This is a genomic window from bacterium, from assembly GCA_035454885.1.
Lineage (GTDB): Bacteria > UBA10199 > UBA10199 > JACPAL01.
The window spans coordinates 132,501-135,980 of the sequence record DATIGE010000003.1 but is presented as its reverse complement, the minus strand read 5'-3'; the positions used below and the strand labels follow the sequence as shown (position 1 = coordinate 135,980).

2 protein-coding genes and 1 rRNA gene are annotated in these 3,480 nt (G+C 54.3%); all 3 read left to right on the top strand.

What is annotated here, in order from left to right:
• Positions 1–249 (top strand): YmdB family metallophosphoesterase (locus VLJ37_00650; GenBank protein ID HSA58177.1); only part of this gene is annotated, 249 nt, incomplete at its 5' end.
• 2 nt (positions 250–251) lie between these two features.
• Positions 252–1,445, top strand: a complete 1,194-nt coding sequence (gene tyrS, locus VLJ37_00645; GenBank protein HSA58176.1) for a tyrosine--tRNA ligase — start codon at positions 252–254, stop codon at positions 1,443–1,445.
• A 394-nt stretch (positions 1,446–1,839) separates the two neighbouring features.
• Positions 1,840–3,395, top strand: a 16S ribosomal RNA gene (locus VLJ37_00640).
• Positions 3,396–3,480: the final 85 nt, after the last annotated feature.

The window sequence follows — 3,480 nt, the reverse complement described above, 5'->3', positions numbered from 1 at the left end:
CAGACCGCCGACGAGGAAATCCTTCCCAAGGGGACGGCCTATCTGAGCGACGTCGGCATGACCGGACCGCATGATTCCGTGATTGGCCTTGACAAAGCCGCCGCGCTGACGCGTTTCCTCAAGAGAATGCCGGCGCCCTTCGAGGTGGCACAAGGTGATGTGAGGTTCTGCGCTGTGCTGATCGACGTCGAGGAAAGCCGCGGTCAGGCGAAGCAAATTGTCAGAATTCAAGAGAAGGTGAGCGTGTGAGGGTGGGTCTTCAAGAGCAGTTAAGAGTCCTCAAGCGGGGTGCCGTCGAGGTGATCCAGGAGACGGAGTTCGTTGAAAAACTCAGGAGCGGTAGGCCGCTGCGCATCAAGGCGGGATTTGATCCGACCGCGCCGGATCTTCATCTGGGGCACACGGTACTTCTTCAGAAGCTGAAGCAGTTTCAAGATCTTGGCCATCACGTTCTGTTTCTCATCGGCGATTTTACGGCGATGATCGGAGATCCTTCCGGGCGCAGCGAGACGAGGCCGCCGCTCAGCGAGGAGCAGGTCCAGAGGAACGTCAAGACCTATCAGGATCAGGTCTTCAAGATCCTGGATCCCCAGAAGACCGAGATAGCGTTCAACGCGCAATGGCTTTCCAAGATGAACGCCAAGGACATGATCCGTCTCGCGTCCCGCCACACGGTTGCGCGCATGCTGGAACGCGATGATTTCGAAAAAAGATACAGGAAGGGCGAGTCGATCGCGATCCACGAATTTCTCTATCCGTTGCTGCAGGGGTACGATTCCGTCGCGCTGAAAGCGGATGTGGAGTTGGGTGGCACCGACCAAAAATTCAACCTCCTCGTCGGCCGGGAACTTCAGAGACAGGATGGGCAGGCCCCTCAGATTGTTATGACCCTTCCTCTCTTGGTCGGAACCGACGGAGTCCAAAAAATGAGCAAATCTTACGGGAACTTTATCGGTATCCAGGAGTCGCCCGGGCAGATTTTCGGCAAGGTGATGTCGATTTCGGACGAGTTGATGTGGTCCTACTATGAACTCTTATCCGATCTCGATATAGAGAGTCTCCGATCGCTTCGCAAGGATGTCGCTTCCGGCCGTGAACATCCCAAAGAGGTGAAGATCCGACTGGCACGGGAATTGGTCGCCCGGTTTCATGGCGAGGCTGCCTCGCAAGCCGCGGCGGCGGAGTTCGAAAATATATTTAAGAATAAAGGCTTGCCCGATGACATTGAAACCATTGAAGTCAAGAGTTCCGAGGGGCGGGCCTTGGTTGACATCCTCGTCAGGGCCAAGCTCGCCCCCAGCAAGTCCGAAGTTCGCCGGTTGATTAAGCAGGGCGGGGTGACGGTGGATGACAAAAAGATCAACAATATCGACTACATGGTTCCGTCCGAGAACCATCTGATCCGGGTCGGGAAGCGCAAGTTCTTAAAAATACATATTATTTAATGGGTTAGAAGACGATCTTTCGACAAGACGTTCATTGACAAATCTTGAAAGAACACTAAAATTTGAGTGCCTTGTCGATGAGGGAGGAACAAGGCGAGAAAGAGCAGAAGTTTGGGTTTTGAGAGGTGATTTCAATTGACAGTGGAAGAAATCGTCTGCTAGTAACCCGCCCTCTTTAAGAGTCGTGCGCTCCTTAAAAACCTGAGAAAAAACCCTTGTTAGGACAAAAAGGGTGGGATTTTTTTCGCTCTTTGAAAACTAAATAGATAGCGCCAGTTAGGGCTCAAGCAATTTCGATTAGTATAACTCGTCTTCAGGTCGCCGCTCTTAGATGCGAACCTCAAAAAGGATACCGCGTTGCGGGGGCGAGACTTGAAGACACCAGTTACAAATTTAACTGGAGAGTTTGATTCTGGCTCAGAACGAACGCTGGCGGCGTGCCTAACACATGCAAGTCGAACGCATTTTAACCTGTAGCAATACAGGTTAAAATGAGTGGCGCACGGGTGAGTAACACGTGAGTGATCTGCCTCCAAGCTTGGGATAACCTGCCGAAAGGCGGGCTAATACCGGATAAGGCCACAGCACCTTCGGGTGCAGGGGTTAAAGGCGGCGCAAGCTGCCACTTGGAGATGAGCTCGCGGCCCATCAGCTAGTTGGTAGGGTAATGGCCTACCAAGGCTATAACGGGTAGCTGGTCTGAGAGGACGACCAGTCACACTGGAACTGAGACACGGTCCAGACTCCTACGGGAGGCAGCAGTGGGGAATATTGCGCAATGGGGGAAACCCTGACGCAGCAACGCCGCGTGGGTGATGAAGGCCTTCGGGTCGTAAAGCCCTGTCAACAGGGAAGAAACTCCGGGATTCGAATAGGGTCTCGGATTGACGGTACCTGTGGAGGAAGCACCGGCTAACTCCGTGCCAGCAGCCGCGGTAAAACGGAGGGTGCAAGCGTTGTTCGGAATTACTGGGCGTAAAGCGCGTGCAGGTGGTCTTCTAAGTTTCGTGTGAAAGCCCTCGGCTTAACCGAGGAACGGCACGGAAAACTGGAAGACTTGAATACGGGAGAAGAGGGCGGAATTCCCAGTGTAGAGGTGAAATTCGTAGATATTGGGAGGAACACCGGCGGCGAAAGCGGCTCTCTAGACCGATATTGACGCTCATACGCGAGAGCGTGGGTAGCAAACAGGATTAGATACCCTGGTAGTCCACGCTGTAAACGATGGATGCTAGGTGTTCGGGGAGTTGACCCCCCGAGTGCCGAAGCCAACGCATTAAGCATCCCGCCTGGGAAGTACGGTCGCAAGACTAAAACTCAAAGGAATTGACGGGGGCCCGCACAAGCGGTGGAGCATGTGGTTCAATTCGACGCAACGCGAAGAACCTTACCTAGGCTTGACATGTGCAGAATCCCCTCGAAAGAGGGGAGTGCCCGCAAGGGAGCTGCAACACAGGTGCTGCATGGCTGTCGTCAGCTCGTGTCGTGAGATGTTGGGTTAAGTCCCGCAACGAGCGCAACCCCTGTCTTTAGTTGCCATCATTCAGTTGGGCACTCTAAAGAGACCGCCGGCGTTAAGCCGGAGGAAGGTGGGGACGACGTCAAGTCCTCATGGCCTTTATGCCTAGGGCTACACACGTGCTACAATGGGCACTACAAAGGGTCGCCAACCCGCGAGGGGGAGCTAATCCCATAAAAGTGCTCTCAGTTCGGACTGGAGTCTGCAACTCGACTCCACGAAGCCGGAATCGCTAGTAATCGCGGATCAGAACGCCGCGGTGAATACGTTCCCGGGCCTTGTACACACCGCCCGTCACACCACGAAAGTGGGTTACACCAGAAGTCGGTGCGCCAACCGCAAGGAGGCAGCCGCCCAAGGTTTGACTCATGATTGGGGTGAAGTCGTAACAAGGTAGCCGTAGGGGAACCTGTGGCTGGATCACCTCCTTTCTAAGGAGTCTCTCACGAGACATCCTAAGGTCATCGCACCTCGTCGCAAGACGGGGGCGCGGGCCCTAACGGCGCATCTATTTAG